The organism is Pacificispira sp. HM-600, assembly GCF_977993705.1.
Genome location: NZ_OZ388079.1, coordinates 1,605,173 through 1,624,257, shown reverse-complemented (window position 1 = coordinate 1,624,257; position 19,085 = coordinate 1,605,173). Strand labels below are relative to the sequence as shown.

The window sequence follows — 19,085 nt, the reverse complement described above, 5'->3', positions numbered from 1 at the left end:
GTCGATTTCACCGAACGTACTCAACGGAGAGCCATGAGAACAGTAGCCGTCACCAAGGTCGGAAGCCTGCGGGACCCCGACGAGGATTCCCGCGGCGTCATCGGCGTCGTTGACTTCCCCGAGCAACCGCTCGGACCCGAGGACGTCCGCATCCGCATCGCCTACGCGGCGATCTGCGGATCGGACCCGCACCTGGCCGAAGGATTCTTCGGCACCGATGTGCCGATCGGACTGGGGCACGAGATCTCGGGCGTCGTCGAGGCGCTCGGAGATGCCGCTCACCGCAACGGCCTGCAGGTCGGCGACCGGGTCGCCGGCAACTTCCTGCGGTTCTGCGGCACCTGCCGGCCCTGCCAGGAGGGACGCCAGCAGTTCTGCGAGAACATCCAGGAGTACAACCGACCCGGCATGGCTGAGACGGTGACATGGCACGAGTCGCAGGTCTACCGACTGCCCGACGACGTGTCCCTCCTGCAGGGGTGCATCCTCGAGCCCACATCGGTCGCCGTGCGCATCGCGGACAAGACCCGGATCCGCGTCGGTGATCGCGTGGCGATCTGCGGCGGCGGGCCGATCGGGCAGCTCACGCTCCAGGTCATGAAGATGTACGGAGCCACGTCGCTCACGATGATCGAACCGATCGAAGGCCGTCGCGAGATGGCCCTCCGACACGGCGCCGAGCACGTCATCGACCCGGTCGGCGAGAACCAGTTCGAGCGCGCCGATGCCTACACGTCCGGCCGCGGATACGACATCGTGATCGATGCTTCCGGGTCGCCGCGCGCCGTGCAGGGGTTGCTCGACATCGCGGCCAAGGGCGGCACCGTTATCTACGGCGCGATGTATCCCGCGGAGTTCGCGATGCCGCTGAACCTCTCGGACTACCTGTACCTGAAGGAGCTGACGCTCACGGGCGTCTTCGTCTCGCCGTACGCGTTCCCGCGGGCGCTGCAGGTCCTGCCGCACCTCGATGTCGACGAACTCACCGCCGCGGTATTCGATCTCGATGACGCACCAGCCGCGTTCGAAGCGCACATGAGCGGCGCGCATCCCAAGGTCGTCATCCGCTGCAACGACCTGTCACAAGCCGCGATCGACCACGCCGAGAATGTCGAGGAACTCGCATGAGTGCGACGGTTCAGCCGGTGCCGGCCATCGAGGCGCGCGGCATCGACAAGCGGTTCGATGGTGTGCACGCGTTGAAGGGCGCCCGCCTGGATGTGCGCTCGGGCGAGATCCATGCCCTTCTCGGTGAGAACGGCGCCGGCAAATCGACGATGATCAAGGTGCTGACGGGCCTGTACGACTCGGACGCGGGAACGATCTGGCGCGATGGCGAAGAGGTCGCCTTCGCCAATGTCCGTGCTGCGAACCGCGCCGGCGTCGTCGCGCTCTACCAGGAGCTGTCGATCATCCCGTCCCTCACGGTCGCGGAGAACATCCTGCTCGGCGAGCAGACACCGCGCCGTGCGGGAATCGTGCAGTGGGGAGCGCTCCGCAAGCAGGCTCGCGAGCAACTCCAGCGCATCCGTCAGAACATCCCGCTCGGAAAGCTCGCTGGCGACCTCTCACCCGTGCAGCAGACCATGGTCGCGTTCGCCCGCGCGCTGGCGACCGATGCGCGGGTCCTCATTCTCGACGAGCCCACGGCGTCCCTGACAGACCTCGAGATCATCGAATTGTTCGGGGTCTTGCGGAGACTACGAGACGAGGGCGTGGCGATTCTCTATGTGTCCCACCGTCTGGAAGAGGTGTTCGAGCTGTGCGACCGCCTCACCATCATGCGTAATGGCGAGACCATCGTCACTAAGAGTGTCGCCGACTCGCACATCGACGAGGTGATCTCCACCATGGTGGGGCGCGAGAGCGGAGCGCTCTACCCGGAACGCGCGACGGCGACCACCGACGTGGCTCTCGTCGTCGAGGGTCTCGACGGCAGACGCGTGAAGGATGTTTCGTTCTCTGCGTACAAGGGCGAGGTGCTCGGTATCGGCGGCCTCGCGGGCGCCGGACGCAGTGAACTTCTGCGAATTCTGTCCGGGGCGCAGAAGCACGTCGGTGGCACGATCACGGTCGGCGGCAAGGTCCTACCGCACTCCCCGGGCGTCGGAAAGGCCCTGGAGGCGGGGATTGCCCTCGTGCCGGAAGAGCGACGGACGCAGGGGGTGATCCTCGGTGCCACGATCCGCGACAACATCGCTCTCGCCAACATCGCCGCGGTCAGCTCGGCGGGAATCGTCTCGGGCGCGAAGATCACCGACATCGTGAACCGCGGAATGTCCGATCTGCGGATCAAGGCGCGAGGCGGGAGCCAGTACGTCTCGGAGCTCTCTGGCGGAAACCAGCAGAAGGTCGTGCTGGCCAAGATGCTCGCGCGCAATCCCCGCGTGCTTCTGCTCGACGAACCGACCCGCGGGATCGATGTCGGGACGAAGGCGGAGATCTACCGCCTGATCCGCCAACTCGTCGCCCAAGGCACCACCGTGATCGCCGTGAGTTCGGAGTTGCCGGAGCTCATGGGCATGAGCGACCGGATCCTGATCATGCACGAGGGTCGGATCTCGGGCGAGGTTCGTGCCGAAGACGCGGACGAAGAACTGCTGTTGTCCTACTGCTATGGAAAGGCCGACCGATGACTACCCCCACACGAAACCCCGGGCTCGAGGAGACCACGGATATCCGGACCGTGCCGAGCCGTTCCATCGGCCAGCGTTTGCTCGCGGGCGGAACGGTACTGGCTCTCGTGGTCCTGGTGATCTTCTTCTTCGCGATGCGCCCGGACGTGTTCTTGTCCTTCACCAATGTGCGCAACATCCTGTACCAGATCGCGATCCTCGCGATCATCGCGGGCGCGCAGACGCTCGTTATGGTCGTCGGTGACTTCGATCTGTCTGTCGCGGCCACGGCAGCGCTCGCTGGAGCGGTTGCGGCGTCCCTCATGCTCAGTGGTACGCCGGTGCCCCTGGCGATTCTCATCGCCATCATCGTCGGCACGCTCATCGGGCTCGCGAACGGTCTGCTGGTCGCCTATCTGAACCTGTCGGCGTTCGTGGCGACGTTGGCCACCCTGACCTCGGTCACGGGACTCGCGTTCATCGTGACCAGCGGCACCACGCTCTTCAACCTGCCGGCTGAGTTCAACGCTCTGGGGCAGGGTCGATTCCTGGACATCCCGCTTCCGGTCTTCATCGCTATCGCTATCTCGATCATCCTGTGGTTCGTGCTGAAGTACACGACCCTGGGTCGTCGCTGGTACGCCACAGGCGGCAACGTCGAAGTTTCCCGGCTCTCGGGCGTGAACGTGCGATTCGCCCGGCTCACCGCCTTCACCGTCGCAGGCATGGTGGCTGCCATCGGAGGCATCCTGCTCGCCGCGCGGCTCGGAAGCGCCAGCGCCGTGCAGGGCGAGGACAACCTGCTGTTCTCGGTCGCCGCGGTCTTCCTCGGCATGACCGTCGTCCGCTCGGGAGCTGCGAACATCGTCGGCACGATGGTAGGCGTTGCGATCATCGGCGTCATGAGCAACGGCCTGAACATCCTCGGCGTAAACGCCTATGTGCAGCAGGTGGTGACGGGCCTCATCATCATCGCGGCCGTGACCCTTTCGTCGCTCAAGAGTCGAGAACGCTAGCTCGGACTTCCCCGATCTGGGCGGATCCCGATCTGCTCGGGCACCAACAACGCAATTACAACAAAGGAGTGAATTGTGCGAACCACAATCAAGGCGATGACGGCGATAGCCGCCGCCGCAGCATTGGCACTGACCGGCTGCGCAAGCGGCGGCGGCAGCAGCGACGGAGGCGGGGGCGGCGACGACCAGCTCAAGGTCATCGCGTTCACCTCGGGCAACCAGACCCCGATCGGCGCCTGGTGGGTCAAGGCCGTCGAGGCGCAGGCCGAAGAGCTCGACTGGGATCTCACGATGATCCAGGGCGACTTCGACTTCCAGAAGATGAACCCCGCGGTGGAGAGCGCAATCGGTCAGGGCGCCGACGTGATCTACAACGGCTACACGGACGTGGCCTCGATCAGCTCCATCGTCACGGCGGCGAAGGACGCGGGCATCCCAATGTTCGCGATCGATGCGGGCACCGAACCCACCGACGCGTACGCGCTCAACATCACGACCGACCAGCAGGGGATCGTCGACCAGACGCTGGACGCGATCTCCGAGCAGATCGGTGGCCTCGAGGGCAAGAACATCATGGTCATCGGCCATGACCCGCACGCCGGTATCCGGATGCGCGCGGACCTCGCGGCGGCTGATCTCGAAGCCGCCGGCGCAACGCTGGCCGGTGGCGAGATCCAGCAGGTCGTCTCGCCGGCGACGGGTCGCACGGAAGCGCTCGCTATCGTTGCGGACTACCTGACCGCCAACCCGGGCGGCCTCGACGCCGTATGGGTCGGATGGGATGACGCCGCGCTCGGCGCGGTGCAGGCCGTCACCGAGGCCGGCGCCGACACGGTCGTCACCGGAGTCGACGCCGTCAGCGAGTCCATCGCCTCGATCGAAGCCGGCGGGGCGATGCTCGCGACGGTCGAGCAGCCCTGGCCCTCGATCAACGACGACGTCATCGCCGCGATCGTGGAGTTCCTGACGAGTGGCAGCATGCCGGACTCGAATTTCGAGACGGTCAGCACGACACTCGTCAACAAGGCGAATGCGGCGACCATCACGCCGTCCGACCAGCTGGGCTAGCACGACCTCGGTCCGTCGGGGCGCGTGTGCGCACCGCCCCGACGGGCCCTTCCCTACCACCCATATGCAGGCAATGGAGAGAACGCAGATGCGTCTGACAGACAAGGTCGCCCTGATCACGGGCGGCGCAAGCGGGATCGGTCTCGCGACCGTCGAGAAGTTCGTCGCCGAGGGTGCGAGGGTTGTGATCGCCGACATCAACGCCGATCGCGCAGCCGAGGTCGCGACGCGGATCGAAGCACAGACCCCGGGCAGCGCGACCTCTATCGGGGTGGATGTCTCGGTCTACGCCGAGGTGGAGGCGGCCGTGGCGCACGCGGTCTCGGTGTTCGGCAAGCTCGACGTGATCTTCAATAACGCAGGCATTGCGGGCGGCAAGCCGCTTCTGGACCATGACCCGGCGGTCGACTACGCGCCCATGATCCGCGTCGACCAGGACGGTGTCTACTACGGCATCCTCGCCGCCGGTCGGCAGTTCCGCGATCAGGGTACGGGCGGCGTGATCATCAGCACGTCTTCGATCTACGGCGAGCAGGCCGCCGAACTGTCGTTCACCTACAGCGCGGCGAAGGCGGCCGTCATCTCGTTCACGCGCTCCGCCGCCTACGAACTCGCCGAGTTCGGCGTGCGTGCCGTCGCGATCACCCCGGGCCGCGTGGGCACGGCGATCATCAACCAGTTCAGCGACGAGTTGAAGGCGACGTTCGCGGCCGAGCAGCTGCGCAACAAGATGACCGAGCCCGAAGAGATCGCGAACGTCGTGGCGTTCCTTGCGTCCGACGAGGCCAATGTCATCAACGGCACCGTCGTGAGCGTGGACGACGGGTACTCGGTCTTCAAGCAGCGGCTCGACCTGCCGACCTTCTGAGGTGCGCGCATGACTGAAGCTACCGAGACCCCTCCCACTGGGCTCGATGTCGCCTGTCTGCTGAACGTCCTGCTCGCGGACGTCGCGTCGGATCTGATGCCCGCGGCGCTCGACGCACTGGTGGAGGCGGGCTATCGACGGGTTGTTCTGTCGCCCCTGGACCCGACGACGGTAGACATCGCGGACCTGCGGAGGACCTTTGCGGCGCGGGGCATTACACCGATCACGATCGCGGGGCAGGCGCCCGGTGCGGATGTCTCGGCCGACGACGCCGACGAACGTGCAGCGGGAGCAGCGGCGCTGCGAGCGACGGTCGATCTGACCGTCGCGCTCGGTGGCGACCAGATGAACGGCGTGCCCTACGGCCTGTTCGGCCGCGCCAGCGGACCGACGTCACGCGCTGCGTTCGAACGGTCCGCTCTCGAGGTCGGCCGCGTCGCCGACTACGCACATGAGCGCGGCGTCGCGATGACGTTCGAGGTCCTCAATCGCTACGAAACCGCGGCGATCAACACCGCGACACAGGCGATGGAGTACGTCGAGGCGAGCGGATCGGAGCACCTGCGCATCCATCTCGACACCTTCCACATGGCTGTCGAAGAGGGCGACCTCGCCGCGGCGATCACGCACGCGCTGCCGAAGCTCGGCTACCTCGAACTCGGGCAGTCCGGTCGCGGGGGCCTCGGCAGCGGAGCGGTGGACGTGGCCGACCTCGTGCGCCACGCGATCGACAGCGGATACACGGGTCGCATGGGTGTTGAGGCCTTCTCACGCGGGGTAATCTCACCCGAGGCGGGCGACATGCTCGCGATCTGGCGAACCCCTTACCTCGATGGCGTGGGGCTCGCGCAGGAGGCGATGCGCGTCATCCGACGTGGCTTCGGCCTCAGTACCGAGGGTCGTCGAGCGGCGCGGCTCGCGCGGCTCTCGCACGAATAGATCACCGACGGCCCGGGCGATGTCCGGGCATCAACCGAGGAGAACGACATGTCCAGCACGATCACCTCTACCGGCACCCTCATCGATGAGGCGGTGTTCGGCGGCAAGATCTTCATCGACGGCGAATGGGTCGACGGCGAAGGCGGCACGACAGCATCCATCGAACCCGCCACCGGAGCAACCCTCGCGACCGTCGGTATCGCGGGCCCGGGCGACGTCGCCCGCGCCGCGGAAGGCGCCGCGCGGGCCCAGAAGGAGTGGGCGGCGACGCCGCACCCCGTGCGTGCCGCCGTGCTGCGGCGGGCGGGCCAACTGTGGGAGCAGTACGCGGACGAGATCGGCGGCTGGAACACCCGCGAGGTCGGCGCGATCCCGCCCCTCGCCGGATTCGCCCTGCACGTCACCGCGTCCGAATGCTACGAGGCATCCGCTCTGCCCTCGGCTCCGCTCGGGTCGATCCTGTCGAGCGAAGAGCCACGCCTGTCGCTGGCGCAGCAGGTGCCCGTGGGCGTTGTCGGGGTCATCTCGCCGTTCAACGTTCCGCTGATCCTCGGGATCCGGGCCGTGGCTCCGGCCCTCGCCCTCGGCAACGCCGTGATCCTCAAGCCCGACCCGCGCACGATCGTCACGGGTGGCGTGTCGATGGTGCGCATCTTCGAAGAGGCGGGGCTTCCCGCCGGACTCCTGCAGCTCGTCCCGGGTGGCGCGGACGTCGGAGAGGCGATGGTCGCCGACCCCCGCGTGCGCGTCATCGCGTTCACCGGCTCCACGCGAGCGGGCAAGATCGTCGGCGAGCTCGCCGGGCGTCACCTCAAGCGCGCGCACCTCGAGCTCGGCGGAAACTCGGCCTTCATCATCCGCGAGGACGCCGACGTCGCGCAGGCCGTGAACCTCGCGACCTGGGGATCGTTCCTGCACCAGGGACAGATCTGCATGACCGTGGGCCGTCACATCGTGCACGAGTCGATCTTCGAGGCCTACGTCACGGCGCTCGCCGAGAAGGCCGACTCCATGCACGTCGGAGACCCGGCGGCGGGGCAGGTTCACCTCGGGCCGCTCATCGACGAGGTTCAGCGCGATCGTGTCCACACTCTGGTGCAGGATGCCGTCGCGCAGGGCGCCGAACTGCGCGCGGGTGGCACCTTCGAGGACCTGTTCTATCGGCCCACGGTGCTCGCGAACACGCCGAAGGATGCCGCGGCGTATTGCGACGAGGTCTTCGGGCCGGTGGCATCCGTCGTCTCGTACTCGACCGACGACGAGGCCGTGGCTCTGGCCTCGGACACCGATTACGGTCTGTCGCTGGGTATCGTCACGCGCGACGTTTTCGGTGGCCTCGCGATGGCGCAGCGCATCCCCACGGGAATCGTGCACATCAATGACCAGACCGTGAACGATGAGGCCAATTCGCCCTTCGGCGGTGTGGGATCGTCGGGAACCGGATCCCGCCACGGTGGTGCGCAGGCGAGCATCGACGCCTTCACCGAGACGCGCTGGATCACCATGCGCCGCGAGCCGGGTCAGTACCCGCTGTAGAAACTCCCGTACGTCAGTAGACGATGACCGGCTTGACGGTCGCACCGCGGTGCATGTCAGCTGCGGCATCCGCTATCTGGTCGAGCGTGTACGTGCGTTCGAGCTTTTCGAGGGGCAGATTTCCCGCCGCGTGCAGCGCCACGAGCTCGGGGATCAGCGTCCGCGGATCCGTGTCGCCCATCGTCACGCCGCGCAGGATCTTGCCGGTCAGGATGCCCTGGATGTCGACGGGAATCTCGGTGCCGGGCGGCGGTGCGCCGCAGACCAGCACCGTTCCGCGCACGGATGCCGCGTCGAGCGCGCCTCGTGCGACGGTCGGATTTCCGGTCGTGTCGAAGCTCAGCGTCACTCCGCGCCCACCGGTGATCTCGGTCAGGCGGGCTGCGACATCCTCTGTCCGCGCATTGATCGTGTGCGTTGCGCCGAGTTCGCGGGCGAGTTCGAGGCGTTCGTCGACGATGTCGATCGCGATCAGCAGGGCGGGGCTGCGGAGGGCGGCGGCGATCAGACCCGAGAGTCCCACCGCGCCGGTTCCGTAGATGGCGACGGTGTCGGCCGCGCCCGGGTCGAGCACGTTCCACACCGACCCGAACCCCGTGAGCACGCCGCACCCGAGGGGGGCGAGCGCGACGAGATCGGCATCCGCGTCGACCTTGACGATCGACCGTTCGTCGGCGATCGAGAACTGTCCAAAGGATGACTGGCCGAAGAAGTGTGTCGTCAGGGGCTCGCCCGCCCGCGTGACCTGACCGGAGGCGGGATCGCGCAGCATGCCCAGCAGGTTGCGAGGCAGCCACGTTTCGCAATATGCGGGGTGGGTCGACGTGCAGGCCGCGCATTCGCCACAGGAGGTGAAGCTCAGCAGCACCTTGTCGCCGACGTCGACCGACAAGACGCCCGCGCCTACGGCGACGACGACCCCCGCTCCTTCGTGCCCGATGATCCCCGGTGAGGGGAACGGGATGCCGCCCGCGATCACGCCGAGGTCGGTGTGACAGAGTCCCGAGGCCACGAGCTTGACGAGCACCTCGCCGGGACCGGGATCGCCGAACTCGACGTCCGAGACGACCAGCGAGCCCGGGGCATCCAGCACAGCCGCGCGGCCCGCGGTCACTGTGCCGCGCCCTGTTCGAGGTTGAACACGATCGAGTGTGCGCGCTGGTACGACTCCATCGCCTCGGGGCCACCCTCGCGTCCCCACCCGGATGCCTTGACCCCGCCGAACGGCACGGAGGGGTCGAGCAGTGCCCAGCCGTTGACCCAGGTGATGCCGGCCTGCAGCTTCGCGGCGACCCGGTGGGCCTTGGCGAGATCGCTCGTCTGCACACCCGAGGCCAGCCCATACGCAGTGCCGTTCGCGAGCGCGATGGCCTCGTCTTCCGTGTCGAACGGTTCGACGGTGAGCACCGGTCCGAAGACCTCTTCCGCCACGATCTCGGCGCTGCTCGGCAGGCCCGCGAGCACGGTCGGTGCGTAGTAGAAGCCGCCGTCGAGGTCGACCGCGGACCCGCCGGTGATCACCTGGGCGCCGGCAGCGCGGGCGCGCTCGACGATGGCCGAGACCTTGTCGAGCTGGGACTTCGAGGCGAGCGGGCCGATCACTGTTGCGGGATCGTTCGGGCTGCCGAAGGGCACCTGGGGAACGGCCTGACCGAGGATTCCGAGCACCGTCTCGTAGATCGGACGCTCGACGAGCAGGCGGGGACCGGCCATGCAGAACTGCCCGGAGTTGAACACGAATGCCGAGATGATCGTGCCGATCGCCTGGTCGAGGTCGGCGTCCGCGAAGACGATGTTCGCGGCGTTGCCGCCGAGTTCTGCCGTGAAGGGCTTCAGGGTCCGGGCCGCGAGCGCGGCCGCGTGGGCCCCGACATCCGTCGACCCGGTGAAGGCCACCTTGTCGACGTCGGGGTGGCCGACGAGGTGATCGCCGAGCGTCGCCCCCGACCCCGTGACGACGTTGAAGACGCCCGCCGGCACGCCGGCTTCGGTGAGGATCTCGGCCATGATCAGCGCCGACAGCGGGGTGTCGCCGGCCGGCTTGTGGACGATGGTGTTGCCCGCGATGAGGGCCGGGGCGATCTTCGAACTCGACAGGATGAGCGGGAAGTTGAAGGGCGTGATCGCCACGACGACGCCCAGCGGCTCGCGTTTGACGTACGCGTGCGTGTTGCCGGTCGTCTCGCGCACCGATCCGTCGAGGTGGTGACCGAGGCTCGCGTAGTACTCGTAGAGCTCGGCGGCGTTGTTGACGTCCACGAATCGCGCAAACGTGATCGGCTTGCCGACGTTCGCGCTCTCGGCCGCGGCCAGTTCTTCCGTGCGTTCGCGCATGATCTGGTACGCACGCTGCAGGATGCGTGCCCGCTCGCGGGATGACAGCCCCGACCAGACGCCGGAGTCGAAGGCGGCGCGGGCCGCGTCGACGGCGTCGTCGACGTCGGAGACGGTCGCGGCCGCGACCTCGCGCAGGGCGGCACCCGTCGCCGGGTTGACGATGGTCGTGCGGCGTCCGTCCGAGGAGTCGCGCCACTCCCCGTCGATGAATAGGCGTCCCGCGGGGACGGTCGGTGCGACGACGGACGGGTTGTCGATGATGGTCATGATTTCTCATTCCTCAGATGTGGGTTCAGTGCGCCGCGGTCGTGCCGAGCGCGACACGCTCGAGCAGATCGGCGAAGCCTGGGGGGTCTTCTTGGAAGGGCGCGTGGCCGCTCGGCAGGCGCAGAACCTCGCCGCCGGTGCGCGCGGCGAGATGCTCTTGGAACGCGGGCGGGACGACACCGTCGTTCTCGCCGAGGACATACGTCGTCGGCCGCACGCGCCACGCGGCGCGGGTCACGGGTTCCGTGAGCGAACGGTACGACTGGGGTAGGAACAGGTCCGCCATTCCTTCGGCGGCGGGTGCTGCTTCGGGGGGAAGATCGGCCGCGATCATGGCGACGCGCTCCTCGCGCGAACGGCCCATCGTGACCTGGCCGTCCTGGATGCCCCACCACTCCGGCAGCGCGCCACCCATCGATCCCTGCAGGCTCTCGCCGATGTCCAGCGCGAAAGCGCAGACGTACACGAGGTGCTCCACCCGCGGGTGATCGCCGGCGAGCGTGATGGGGACTCCGCCGTAGGAGTGCCCCACGAGGATGACGGGGCCGGGTTCGGCCTCGATCGCGGCGGTCACGGCGGCCGCGTCATCCTCGATTCCGCGCTGTGACGCGGTGGAGGGGAGGGCGACGGCGGTGACGGGCCAACCGCGCTCGCGCAGGATGGCGAGCAGCGGGCCGAATTCCCACGGGCCGACCCAGGCTCCGTGAACGAGGATCAGGCGGGGGCCGGAGCAGTGCGTCATCGTTGACTTCTTTCGCATCGGACGTGCGTACGGCGTCGGTGCCGCGCGACCAGCATGCGCGCATGCGGCGGCGGCGGGTATCCGTAGAACTACCGAATCGGTTGCTGATCGGTATGCGCGCGGTCGTTGAGCGAGCGGAGCGAGTCGAAACGCTCTCCCGTGACGGACGCCGTGGCGCGGTCTCGTCATTTCGTCTCGGCCCTTCGGGCCTCGCTCAATGACCGGGGACGGGCGCGCGCAACGCGTCCCTAGAACGGGGGTGGGTCGGTGTTCGGGCTGAAGTGGACCGCCGGGGGTGGTTTGTCGATGTAGACGTGACCGCCCGGGGATGTCCATTCGAGGATGCCGCCGCCGAGTTGTCGGACCGTCCAGCCCGTTTCACCTTTCAAGGTGTGGTGTCGTTTGCAGAGGCACGCCAAGTTGCCGACATCCGTCGCACCGCCGAGTGCGTAGTCGAGGGTGTGGTCGCGGTCGCACCGGTGGGCAGGTTGCCGACATCCGGGGAATCGGCAGTGCTGATCCCGCGCCCGTAAGAACCGTTTCATGTCTGCGGAGGGTGTGTAGCGGTCCACCGCAAGGACGCACCCGGTGATGGGGTCAGCAAGCACCCGGTCCCAACCCGTCGCGTGCCCCGCAAGTTCGCGGGCCATCGCGGGGTCGACCGGGCAACGCCCCACGAGTTCCGCCGGCTCGTCCGTGACCCCGGCCAACGCGAGGGCGGGAACAGTCACATTCACGATCGCCTTGATCGATCCGAGTCCACCGAATCCGTCCGACATTCCCGCACCTGTCTGCGCATCGGGGGTGGTGGTGAGGAGCATGTCCGCGACCAGGTCCGCACGAATCTGATCGATCGTACGCGCATCGGTGGGGTCGGCGTTCTTGATCGCCTTCGCCTGCTGCGTGACACGGTCGTGCATCGCATGCGCCAACACAGCGGGTTGAACCGACATGAACTCTGCCATCCCGTCCCCGATGTCCCGCACACCCACACCCCGCGACGCCCGTGCCTTCTGGTGGCGTTCGGTCAGTGTCCGGGGCTGCAAAGATTCGGCGAGCCGCGCGAGCGCCGGCCCGAGCCGTCCGGGCGTTGTTCCCTCGGCCCGGACCAGCGCCTCGCGCTCAAACACAGCACGTGCGTCGGCGTCGGTGAGCGGCAACCCGTGTTCCATGATCACCCCAACATGCCCCGAACCGATCCGGCCGTCATCCCACGCTTCGAACGTCGCGGGGAACGACTCCGCCAGCACCGCGGCATCGTTCATCCGGCGCTGCACCGTTCGATCCGACATGCACGCCGCGACCGCCAGCTCCGCCGCCAAAGCACGCACGGGCAGCTCCGCCTCACGCGACGAGACAGACCCCAAATCGGCCACCCGCCGCATCCCGAGATCCGCGGCATCCGCCAGCACCCGCGCCTGCGCAGCCTGCGCCCGCGCGACCGCCCTCGACGCCTCCGCGAACCGGACCGCGAGGTCTCGCGCTTCGGTGTCGACGTCACAGAGATTCGAATACATGTTCTAAATGCTACGGATAGCCTCCGACATCCGAAGCCCGAAAAGCCCCAGAATCACGCCGAAATCGCCACCGCAGAGATGAGAGTTCTCACATCTGCTGATCACCCGCATCCGCGATGGTCGACTCGTACCAGGCCGCGATCTGCGCGCGGGAGGTGAAGCCGAGCTTCACGAGGATCCGTTGCACGTGGGTGTCGATCGTGCGAACCGAAAGCACGAGCCGCTCGGCGATAGCCCGGTTGCTGAGCCCCGCGCGGATGTCCGCTGCCACCTCGGTCTCGCGCGCGCTGAGGCCGGTCGAGGGGCGGCGTGTCGATACGGCGAATGAGACAGCCTCGCTCGGATCGAGTCGTCCACCCGCCGTCATCAATCGTTCGAATGCTCGCTCTCCGAGACGCTCCACGACCACGGCGACGCATCGGTCGTGGTGAGCTGCCATTTGAGGCCCGTGCACGGAGATATCAGAGCCGATGCGCCGCCAGCGACTCTGGGCCGCTCCGAGCAGGATCGCCGATCGCTCGGTCGGCGACCGTGCCGCGTCGACCCAGCTGAGCAGCTCGAGCATGAGACAGTCGCCGACGGGATCGTCGATGCCCTTCTCGGCCGTCAGGGCTTGACGGGCCATCTGCTCGGCACCGTCCAGGTCGTCCTCGATGAAAGAGGACAACGCAAGGGACCACAGTGCGAGGGAACGCATCCATCGCTCGCCGATCGACTCGGCATGGCGCAGCGCGACCTCCGCCGCGACGGACGCGTTGCTCTCGTGCAGGTGGCTGAGGGCGGTCGCCAACTGGAACTGCGCCATCATCGCCTCATCTGGACGTCCGGCCGCCTGCGCGAGCCGGATGGAGTCCTCGAATTCGGCACGCGCGTGTTCCGGTTCGCCCGAGAACAGCGCATGGGTTCCCCTCCAGCGGTGAAATTCGATCTCGAACAGCGCCGAATTCGGCAGGTCGGGGGTCTGGTCGGCGAGAGCCCGCCCTTCCCGCAGATGCTGATCACCCTCGACGAGATCGCCCTGCAGCAGGCACAGCCAGGTAGCCGTGATCAGCGCCGGAATCCGACGTTCGGCACTCGCTCCCGGAAGGGCGAGTACGCGGGTCGCCCACGCCCGGCCCTCGGGCAGAAAGCCGCCCACGCCCCAGTGGTAGCGCAGGTCCGAGAACAATTGGAGGGCCGCGTCAGCGCTCCGTCCGACAGCAGTGGAGAGCGCGGTCTGCAGTTCCGCGTGCTGGACGCGCTGCGTCGCGATGGTCTGTGCCTGGCCGGGACCGTACCAGCGTCGGCATGCGTCTTCCGCGACACGCTGGAAGTGCTCGAGGTGGCGGCGCAGCAACTGGGGCCAGAGTCCGGCCTCTTCGGCGCGCTCCTTGCCGTACTCCCGAATCGTCTCGAGAAGGTGGAAGCGCCCACCCTCGCGGTCCGCCTCGACGACCGACTGGCTGACGAGTTCGTCGAGGGCGTCAACGACCTCGGACTCGCTCCTGCCTGCGACGGCGACCGCCGCGGCGAGGTCGAACGGTCCCGTGAAGACGCTGAGCGATGCCCACAGGGTCCGCTGCGACGGCGTACACAGTTCGTGGCTCCAGTCCACGACAGCGCGGAGGGTTCGCTGGCGAGCGACGGCCGAGCGCGAGGCGCCGCGCAACAGCGTGAACCGCGAAGACAGCCGCCCGGCGAGATCGGGAATGGTGAGTGTGCGCAGTCGAGACGCCGCGAGTTCGATCGCCAACGGCAGCCCGTCGAGCGCGCGGCAGAGTTCCACCGCGGCCTCTTGGTCGTCGGCGCCGAGGCTGAACGAGACATCCGCGGCGCGCGCACGCGCAACGAGCAGTGCGACCGCTTCCGAGGGCTGTCCCGTCGTCGACCTGTCCGTCGAGAGCGGCGGGCCGATCGAGAGGGGAGGGACGGCGAAGGCCTGCTCGCCGTCCAGTTCCAGACGGCGTCGGCTGGTGGCGAGGATGGATAGCTGGGGCATGGCATCCAGCAGGTCATCCACGAGAGCGGCGACGGCGTCGATCAGATGCTCGCAGTTGTCGAGCACGAGCAGGGCGGGTCCGTCGCCGAGCACGTCGATGATGAAGTCCAGCGGGTCGCGCGCCGACTGGTCACCGAGGGGGAGGGCACGCGCGACGGCGAGGGGCAGCAGACGCGCGTCGTGCACGGTGTCGAGCGGCACGAACCAGCAGTCGATCCCCGCGTGCTCCGCATGGGCGTTCGCGGCGCGCGTCGCCAGGCGTGTTTTGCCCGCGCCGCCGACGCCCGTCAGGGTGACCAGGCGCGAGGTATCCAGGAGCGCGGCCAGCATGTCCAGCTCACGGTGGCGACCCACGAACTCGCTGCGAGGCTCTGTGATCATCGAGTTTCCGGCACCTTTGCTTCGGTCTCGCCATTATCCCGCGCGGACCGCGCCGTCCGCGCCGTCCGCGCGGTCCCGCGTTCGCCCGAATGTCGACGATTCCGGGATTTCGGGATAAGCGGAACCGTGGGTGCGTCGGCGCCCGACCTCGCCGCTGATCAGGCCGATCACGGCGAACCCGGCCATCGCGGCGAGCGCGGGAACGGGCGTCTGGGTTCCGAGGATTCCACCCAACGGTGACGCGCCCGCGCCGAACACGAACTGCGTGAAGCCGAGCACCGCCGATCCCGCGCCCGCGATCCCGACGGCCGCGCCGACCGCGAGCGCCGACGCGGTCGACATGACGGCGCCGCAGCCCACCGCGAAGACGCAGACGAGCACGATGTAGACCGGCAGTGTCAAGACACCCACCGTGGCGATGGCGGCCGCGGATCCTGCGGCGAGCAACACCAGCAGCTGGGCGTAGCGCAGCGTCGATGCCGCACCGATCCGGTCGCCCACATGTGCGGTGATCGCCGCCCCGAACATGATGGCGACCGAACTCAGCGAGAAGATCAGCGAATAACCGAGCGGCGAGACGCCGAAGACCTCCTGTGCGAGGAACGAGGACGAACTGATGTACGCCATCAGGGCCCCGTACCCCGCCGCGAAGGCGATGGCGTACCCGAGGTAGCCGCTGTCACGCAGCAGTCGGCTCACGTTCGTCACCAGAGCGCGGATCGTCAGGGGATGCCGCGACGCTCGCGGGAGGGTCTCCGGGATCTTCAGCATCGCGGCCAGCAGCATCCCGGTCGCGATGATCGCGAGCCCCAGCAGCGCCGTGCGCCACCCACCCCACTGCGTGAGCAAGGCGCCGAGCGGACTGGCGATCGCGGGACCCAGAGCGATGAAGACGAACAGGGTGCCGAAGGCGCGGACGGCCGCAGCGCGGTCCGCCAGATCGGAGACGATCGCGCGCGCCAGCACGACCCCCGCCGCCCCCGCCGCCCCCTGTACTGCCCGCACCGCGACGAGCACCTCGAGCGTCGGGCTCATCGAGGCCACGTAGCAGCACAGGGTGAAGACGGCGAGCGCGACGGTGAGGGTGCGCCGCCGACCGAGCGCGTCCGATACCGACCCGATCAGCAGCTGCCCGATGGCGGCGCCCAGCAGGAAAGCGGTGAGAGTCAGCTGCACGGCCGAGGCCCCGACCCCGAGGTCCTCCATGATTCCGGGGAACGACGGCAGGTAGAGGTCGGTCGAGAGCGACCCGGCCATCGCGACGTAGCCGAGCACGACCATGAGTCCCGGCCGGATGCCCCGGGGGGTCGGTGCTGCGGCGGATGTCACCCCCGTGACTGCGCCACGGCGTCGTCCGGGCGGAATCCCTTTTTGGCCAACTGGATCTGCTCGTACACGTGGTGGCGGAGCTCGGTAAACCGCTGCATCGACCGGGTCTCGAGTTGATCCCGCTCGTCGGGGAGGTCGACGATGAGGTCTTCCTGGACGATTGTGGGCGAGCTCGAGAGCATGATCACGCGGTTGCCGAGGTAGACGGATTCGTCGATGTCGTGCGTGACGAAGAGCACCGAGATCCCGAGCTCCTTACGGACCTTGCGCACGAGGTCTTCGAGGTCGGCACGGGTCTGCGCGTCGACGGCTGCGAAGGGCTCGTCCATCAGGAGAACCTCGGGCTGGTACGCGATCGCCCGGGCGATCGCGACGCGCTGCTGCATTCCACCCGAGAGCTGCCACGGATAGGACTTCGGCACGTGAGAGAGCCCGACGTTGTCGAGGGCCTCGGCGACGAGGCGTGAGCGCTCCTCCTTCGGCATACCCGCATTCTTGAGCGGCAGCTCGACGTTCTCGGCGACACGCAGCCAGGGGAAGAGCGAGCGGCCGTACTCCTGGAAGACCACGGCCATCTTCTTCGGGGGTGAGGTCACCCTCTTCCCGTCCAGCACGACGTCGCCGCTCGTGGGCGAGAGCAGGCCAGCGATGCATTTCAGCAGCGTGGTCTTGCCCGAGCCCGACGGACCGACGAGGCACGTGAGCTCGTTTTTGCCCAGATCGAAAGTCAGGTCGCGGACGGCCTCGATCGGCCCGCCGTCGGTTTCGTAGATCTTCTGCAGCCCGCGCACCGACAGCAGCGTTTCCTCCGGCGGGAGGGTCCGGCCGTGCGAGACGGTGTTGAGGGGAGCGGAGGTGTCAGGAAGCATTTTCGAGGTCCTTCAGTCCGTGGTACCAACGCAGGATGCGTCGCTCGAAGATTCGGAAGACGACGGCGACGCCGTAGCCCAGAAGTCCCAGCACGAGGATGCCCGACCACATCTCGGGAATCGCGAAGGTGCGCTGAAACTGGATGATCGTGAAGCCAAGGCCCGCGGTCGTGTTGAACATCTCGGAGATGACCATGAGGATCAGTCCGATCGGCAGGCACTGTCGTACCCCGGCCATGATCTGCGGCGCTGCGCCGGGCAACACCTGGAAGCGCACCCGTCGGAAACCCTGGATGCCGTACGAGCGGCTCGTTTCGTTCTGCACCGAGTCGGCTGCGCGCACGCCCTCGACCGTGTTGAGCAGAACGGGCCAGATCGATGCCAAGGCGATGATGAAGATCTTCATCGCGTCGTTCGGGCCGATCAGCAGCAGCAGCGGCGGGATCAGCACGGGCGCGGGAAGGGCACGGAAGAACTCGAACGTCGGCTCGGTGAGCGAGCGCAGGTCCCGGTTGAGGCCGACGACGACGCCCACCAGCACACCGAGAACGATGGCGATGACGACACCGATACCGAAGCGCATGATGCTCGGCAGCACGTCCAGCCAGAGTCGTGGACCGAACCACGTCTCGAAGAACGTGACGAGGATCTCGCCCGGGCTCGGGAAGAAGAAGTTCGGCGAGATCGCCGTGGCGAGCCACCACAGGCTGATCAGGATGACTGGTAGGCCGAAGGTGAACCCGATCCAGACGAGTGGCTTTCTCATTCCGCCGCCTCCCCTCGGACCGACTGATGCCACGACAGCGTCGCGCGCTCGAGGATGCGAGCGCCCGTGTTGATGAGAATGCCGAGAAAGCCGGTCGCGAGCAGCAGGGCATACATGGTGGAGTACTGTCCGCCGTTCTGCGCCTTCAGAATCTCGGCCCCGAGTCCCGCGTGCCGATGATCAGCTGTGCGGTGATCGCGAGGATCAGTGCCACCGCCGCCGCCAGGCGGATACCGGTCATGAGATAGGGGAGGGTAGTCGGGAAGACGATGTCGCGCACGCGCTGCCACTTCGAGAAGCCGTAGCTCCGGCCCGTAGACATCGCGACGGTGTCGACATCGGCGACGCCGTAGAGCACCTGGATGAAGATCTGCCAGAACGCGGCGTAAACGATCAGCAGCAGGCTGGCCTCGATCCGCAGGCCGAACAGCAGCACCGCGAGCGGGATCAGTGCGACGGAGGGGACGGGGCGGAGGAACTCGACCGTGGAGTTAGTGAATCGCCGCAGGAACGGCGACAGCCCGATGACGATGCCGAGCACGGTAGCCAGCACGAGGGCGATGCCGAGGCCCAGGCCCCAGGCGAAAAGGGTCTGTCCCACGGCGACCCAGAAGTCGCCCAGCGTGAGCACCTGGACGAGCCGGGGAATCACCTCGGTCGGTGGGGGCAGGTAGCGGGGATCCGCCAGCCCGAACCGTGAGGCACCTTCCCACAGCAGAAGGACGATCAGGATGCCTGTTCCGCCCAAGATCGCGCGGCGCGAGCGGTAGCTGCGCTTTCGGGTGCGGGCACGCGCTATCGCGACGGTCGTGGTGACGGTCTGGCCGTCGTCGGGCGGTGCGATGGTCATCGGCGTC

Annotated in this window: 16 protein-coding genes; 7 read left to right on the top strand and 9 right to left on the bottom strand. The window is 67.6% G+C overall.

Annotated features, from left to right (window positions below; all coding sequences use genetic code 11):
• Window positions 1–33 precede the first annotated feature (33 nt).
• The 7 genes from ACXZ1E_RS07700 (at window position 34) to ACXZ1E_RS07670 (ending at window position 8,042) form a co-directional block, all read left to right on the top strand.
• Entirely contained in the window at window positions 34–1,128 is a 1,095-nt protein-coding gene (locus tag ACXZ1E_RS07700; RefSeq protein ID WP_458042776.1) for a zinc-dependent alcohol dehydrogenase, read from the top strand.
• A complete protein-coding gene (locus ACXZ1E_RS07695) occupies window positions 1,125–2,636 on the top strand; it encodes a sugar ABC transporter ATP-binding protein (protein WP_458042775.1) in 1,512 nt (503 codons plus the stop codon). The genes ACXZ1E_RS07700 and ACXZ1E_RS07695 overlap by 4 nt, the downstream gene beginning before the upstream one ends.
• Window positions 2,633–3,631: an ABC transporter permease gene (locus tag ACXZ1E_RS07690; RefSeq protein ID WP_458042774.1), complete on the top strand. Its 999-nt coding sequence runs from the start codon at window positions 2,633–2,635 to the stop codon at window positions 3,629–3,631. The genes ACXZ1E_RS07695 and ACXZ1E_RS07690 overlap by 4 nt, the downstream gene beginning before the upstream one ends.
• A gap of 75 nt (window positions 3,632–3,706) precedes the next feature.
• Window positions 3,707–4,699, top strand: coding sequence for a sugar ABC transporter substrate-binding protein (locus tag ACXZ1E_RS07685; RefSeq protein WP_458042773.1), 993 nt, complete (start codon window positions 3,707–3,709; stop codon window positions 4,697–4,699).
• Window positions 4,700–4,787: 88 nt separating this feature from the next.
• Window positions 4,788–5,567, top strand: coding sequence for an SDR family NAD(P)-dependent oxidoreductase (locus tag ACXZ1E_RS07680; protein ID WP_458042772.1), 780 nt, complete (start codon window positions 4,788–4,790; stop codon window positions 5,565–5,567).
• A gap of 9 nt (window positions 5,568–5,576) precedes the next feature.
• A complete protein-coding gene (locus ACXZ1E_RS07675) occupies window positions 5,577–6,506 on the top strand; it encodes a sugar phosphate isomerase/epimerase family protein (protein WP_458042771.1) in 930 nt (309 codons plus the stop codon).
• 48 nt (window positions 6,507–6,554) lie between these two features.
• Window positions 6,555–8,042: an aldehyde dehydrogenase family protein gene (locus ACXZ1E_RS07670; protein WP_458042770.1), complete on the top strand. Its 1,488-nt coding sequence runs from the start codon at window positions 6,555–6,557 to the stop codon at window positions 8,040–8,042.
• A gap of 13 nt (window positions 8,043–8,055) precedes the next feature.
• Here the strand turns inward: ACXZ1E_RS07670 and ACXZ1E_RS07665 are convergent, their stop codons facing one another.
• From ACXZ1E_RS07665 to ACXZ1E_RS07625, 9 genes are all read right to left on the bottom strand, one after another.
• Window positions 8,056–9,156, bottom strand: coding sequence for an NAD(P)-dependent alcohol dehydrogenase (locus ACXZ1E_RS07665; RefSeq protein ID WP_458042769.1), 1,101 nt, complete (start codon window positions 9,154–9,156; stop codon window positions 8,056–8,058).
• Complete coding sequence (locus tag ACXZ1E_RS07660) at window positions 9,153–10,646, bottom strand: aldehyde dehydrogenase family protein (RefSeq protein WP_458042768.1); 1,494 nt, start codon at window positions 10,644–10,646, stop codon at window positions 9,153–9,155. The genes ACXZ1E_RS07665 and ACXZ1E_RS07660 overlap by 4 nt, the downstream gene beginning before the upstream one ends.
• A 25-nt stretch (window positions 10,647–10,671) precedes the next feature.
• Window positions 10,672–11,406 carry an alpha/beta hydrolase gene (locus tag ACXZ1E_RS07655; RefSeq protein WP_458042767.1) on the bottom strand — a complete coding sequence of 245 codons (735 nt, stop codon included), beginning with the start codon at window positions 11,404–11,406 and terminating at the stop codon, window positions 10,672–10,674.
• 230 nt (window positions 11,407–11,636) lie between these two features.
• Window positions 11,637–12,905, bottom strand: a complete 1,269-nt coding sequence (locus ACXZ1E_RS07650) for a DUF222 domain-containing protein (RefSeq protein WP_458042766.1) — start codon at window positions 12,903–12,905, stop codon at window positions 11,637–11,639.
• Between the two features lie 88 nt (window positions 12,906–12,993).
• Window positions 12,994–15,264, bottom strand: coding sequence for an ATP-binding protein (locus ACXZ1E_RS07645; protein ID WP_458042765.1), 2,271 nt, complete (start codon window positions 15,262–15,264; stop codon window positions 12,994–12,996).
• Window positions 15,265–15,297: 33 nt separating this feature from the next.
• A complete protein-coding gene (locus ACXZ1E_RS07640) occupies window positions 15,298–16,593 on the bottom strand; it encodes a Bcr/CflA family efflux MFS transporter (protein WP_458042764.1) in 1,296 nt (431 codons plus the stop codon).
• Window positions 16,590–17,462, bottom strand: coding sequence for an ABC transporter ATP-binding protein (locus ACXZ1E_RS07635; RefSeq protein WP_458042763.1), 873 nt, complete (start codon window positions 17,460–17,462; stop codon window positions 16,590–16,592). Before ACXZ1E_RS07635 ends, ACXZ1E_RS07640 begins: the two co-directional genes overlap by 4 nt.
• On the bottom strand, window positions 17,452–18,228 hold the full coding sequence (locus ACXZ1E_RS07630) for an ABC transporter permease (protein ID WP_458042762.1): 777 nt from the start codon (window positions 18,226–18,228) through the stop codon (window positions 17,452–17,454). Before ACXZ1E_RS07630 ends, ACXZ1E_RS07635 begins: the two co-directional genes overlap by 11 nt.
• 145 nt (window positions 18,229–18,373) lie before the next feature.
• Window positions 18,374–19,078 (bottom strand): ABC transporter permease, encoded by a 705-nt coding sequence (locus tag ACXZ1E_RS07625; protein WP_458042761.1) that lies wholly within the window; start codon window positions 19,076–19,078, stop codon window positions 18,374–18,376.
• Window positions 19,079–19,085: the final 7 nt, after the last annotated feature.